The organism is Bacteroides sp. UBA939 (assembly GCF_002293435.1).
In the GTDB taxonomy this organism is placed as follows: Bacteria; Bacteroidota; Bacteroidia; order Bacteroidales; family Bacteroidaceae; genus Bacteroides.
The window spans coordinates 1-2962 of sequence record NZ_DBDF01000143.1 but is presented as its reverse complement, the minus strand read 5'-3'; the positions used below and the strand labels follow the sequence as shown (position 1 = coordinate 2962).

Sequence of the window (2962 nt, the reverse complement as noted above, 5' to 3'; positions counted from 1 at the left end):
ATGCACTAAGCCGAATGCTTACACCGCATATATCCCGTTCGTACACCACATATATGCCGTTCGCGAACCGCATATATGCGGTGTAAATACGGGATATATGCGGTACAGCTACTATGAGACTCTTTTGAAAGCGGTGGCAGATGTGTGGCAGATAAAGTATCTGCAACGCATCTGCAACGGGTATCTGCAACGCTTCAATTTGTTCATTATCAGATAGATACGAGCAAANNTTCAACTTTATGGAGGTGTTGGCTGAACTCAATTTTTAAATAAAGAATCAAGTAGCAATCATTCATTATTTCTGTGCGTTGATATGCTTCTGTAGATCCGTCGAATTGATTACCTTCGGCTTTGTCCGGTAGTGATTGGTCAATTACTTAGTAGTAGTTCATACACTACTACTAAGTAAATTCAAATAGTATTTAGCCTGAATTATTCATAGTGTAAGTGCTTTGTAATAATTATTCTATACTATGAATGAGAATTTAGCGAAGAATGGGTACGCGGACGACACGGATTAAACGGACGAACGCGGATTTTTTCTTAAATAATAATTTAGCGGTACGCGGATTAACAAGAGTATCTCTGTCAGCGAAGCTAATAGAGATACTGCTTGATTATCAACAATATAAATCACATACGAAACTTGAGTTAATATCTATTTGTTTTTGTATTTCCTGTAACTCCTAAAGTTAGAACGAATACCCGAATCCAATATTCACATAGATAGGATACATGGCAAATGTCACTGTGTCGAAATCTTTTTTGAAGATATCATTCAGTCCCCAAGTCAAGTCGGCATAGACGTGTAAGTGTTTGAAGGCGCGCCATTCTCCGCCAAACTGTAAGCCCCACTGAAACTTGCGGAGGTTGTCGGAGAAATCATACGTAGCAATACTATTACCGGTAAAGTCTACGCGCGAACCTGTCTGGTCGGGGGTGCGGAGATGTCCTTCATAGACATGGCCGGAGAAATCTCCTTCAAGCAAATAAGAGAAATAAGGGCCTGCTACCAGTTTCCAGCGTTTGCTGATTTTGTAGTTGGCAAGTACGGGCATGGTGAGGTAGGAGTTCTTCACTTTGGTCTTTACGCCTCCGGTCCAGAGACCTTTCAATTCTCCGCCGTTGGTATTGATAATCTTCATGCCGTAGTTCTTAACGGTAGCTTCTGTTGTCATATTCTTGCTTTCCAGGCGTAAGCCTAAAGTCAATCCCCAGATTTTCTGTTCGTCCAGCCATTTGGTGGCATTGCCTTCAATTGAGATTGCCATACTGGGAATGTAGCTGTCTATCTTGCGTATTTCCTCGGGCAGGGGCAGGGGGGCAGTGCCGCCAATGCTGAAACCGGCTTTCAGTGAATACTCCCAACCGCGGAGGTAAGACCGGGTGAGACTTTGGTTTCTGTATTCCTGCGCTTTTACCGGCGTAACGCTTGCTACGGCTAACAGTAACGTAATAAGTATGATAGTATATTTCTTCATGACCATTTCCTTTTATTAATCCTCTTCGCAAATCAGTTCTACTTCATCTATATATAAAGTACTTCCTACTGCGCCTTTGAACCGGCCGCCGTCTATACTCGAAGAGAATACGATGCCGAGTTTATACTTTCCGTTCCGGAGTTTCTGTTCATCGAGCGTTTTTCCGTTCTGCGATTCAAACGATAGTCTGAATTCAGTCCAGGTGTCGGTTTCCACTGCGTCTTCCTCGTTGATTTGTGCCAGATATACTAATTTATCGGAAGTCTTTGCATTGGTTCCGTCCAGCATAAACGAATTTTCGGCAGCTTCGTACATGATGGCATAGATATCAAACCGGTCTTTAGGACCGCTTTGGGTAATTCCGTTCTCTGTATAAACAGCCCCGGCTTTATACTTAAAATATCCTCTCAGGCTTACGGGACGTTTATAGAACTGGAAACCAAAAGTAGTGGCCTGGAGTGCACCGCTTGCTCCCGACAGGGCTTTCGTAACATCGAAGTTGCCGATGAATAAGTTTCCGGCAGCAATGTACATCTTTACCATTGCTCCGAAATTGCCGGTATTCTTGGTTTCCAGTTTGACACATTTGCCTTCATGTCCTCCGTCTACCTGCACGGTAGGATAGTCTGTGGCTCCATTTGCCATAAAGGTCAGTTTATATCCGGGGTTTCCGCTGGACCATTGCAGATATTGCCAGTTGATGTTTGAGGGATTTAGTTCTTCGTATATAATGTGGAAAGGTTCTTCGGTAGTCACCAGATTCTCGAAGTGATAAGAAGTCGGCAAGCCGGGAGCTTTGAGGTTCACTTTGTAGACAGGTGCGAATTTACCGTCTTCCGAAGTAACCGTGAATGCGCGTGAGTGGTCTCCGTCACTGAAATTATAGACACTTCCGGCATCTCCTGCTTTAGTTTCGTTTGCTCTAATGGCAGCTCCTTCGGGTAAACTGAATATCAATTCTATTTTTGCGAGGTCTGCACCGTTGTTTACATATACATCAACTACTTTGTCATTGGTATTAATGTTAACCAATTGCACATCGGTACCTGTACAGCCATCAATAGCCGCTTCCGAATTGAGTGCTTCATCTTGTATGCAGGCAGATATAGCAAAAGCCAAAAAGAAGCAAGAGATCAGCGCTTTAATCTTCATTTAATTCAGTTTTTGATTATCAATATAGAGTCAATATTTTCTCTCAATGGTTATTGTTTATACAAACAGGTTTTTAAAGACTCAAGCGCAAAGTTAAGTTTCTTTTTTAGAAATAGAATACTTTGCATATACATTAATAACATATTTTTTTAAATTTGTACCCATCAAGAAGCTGTTTTGAATTTATTCAGTTTTCTTTTAGTAATGATTGAAAAAATAAGTTGGGACAGTTTTGATGAAAGAAAGGGATCGCATCTCATCAGTGCCGTCATAATGTGTACCAAGTTATTTTTTAATCATTACTTAAGAGTTATTTTTGAGGATGTTTT

At 41.5% G+C, this 2962-nt stretch carries 3 protein-coding genes; 1 reads left to right on the top strand and 2 read right to left on the bottom strand.

The features are described from left to right. The coding region (locus B2Z67_RS08890) for a hypothetical protein (protein WP_291529469.1) at positions 1 to 217 on the top strand (217 nt) is incomplete at its 5' end. Positions 218 to 692: 475 nt separating this feature from the next. On the opposite strand, the gene B2Z67_RS08885 is transcribed toward B2Z67_RS08890, so the two are convergent. Together B2Z67_RS08885 and B2Z67_RS08880 are read right to left on the bottom strand one after the other, a co-directional pair. After that, complete coding sequence (locus tag B2Z67_RS08885) at positions 693 to 1481, bottom strand: porin family protein (protein WP_291529468.1); 789 nt, start codon at positions 1479 to 1481, stop codon at positions 693 to 695. 15 nt (positions 1482 to 1496) lie between these two features. Then, positions 1497 to 2633, bottom strand: coding sequence for a PCMD domain-containing protein (locus B2Z67_RS08880; protein ID WP_291529467.1), 1137 nt, complete (start codon positions 2631 to 2633; stop codon positions 1497 to 1499). Between the last annotated feature and the right edge of the window lie 329 nt (positions 2634 to 2962).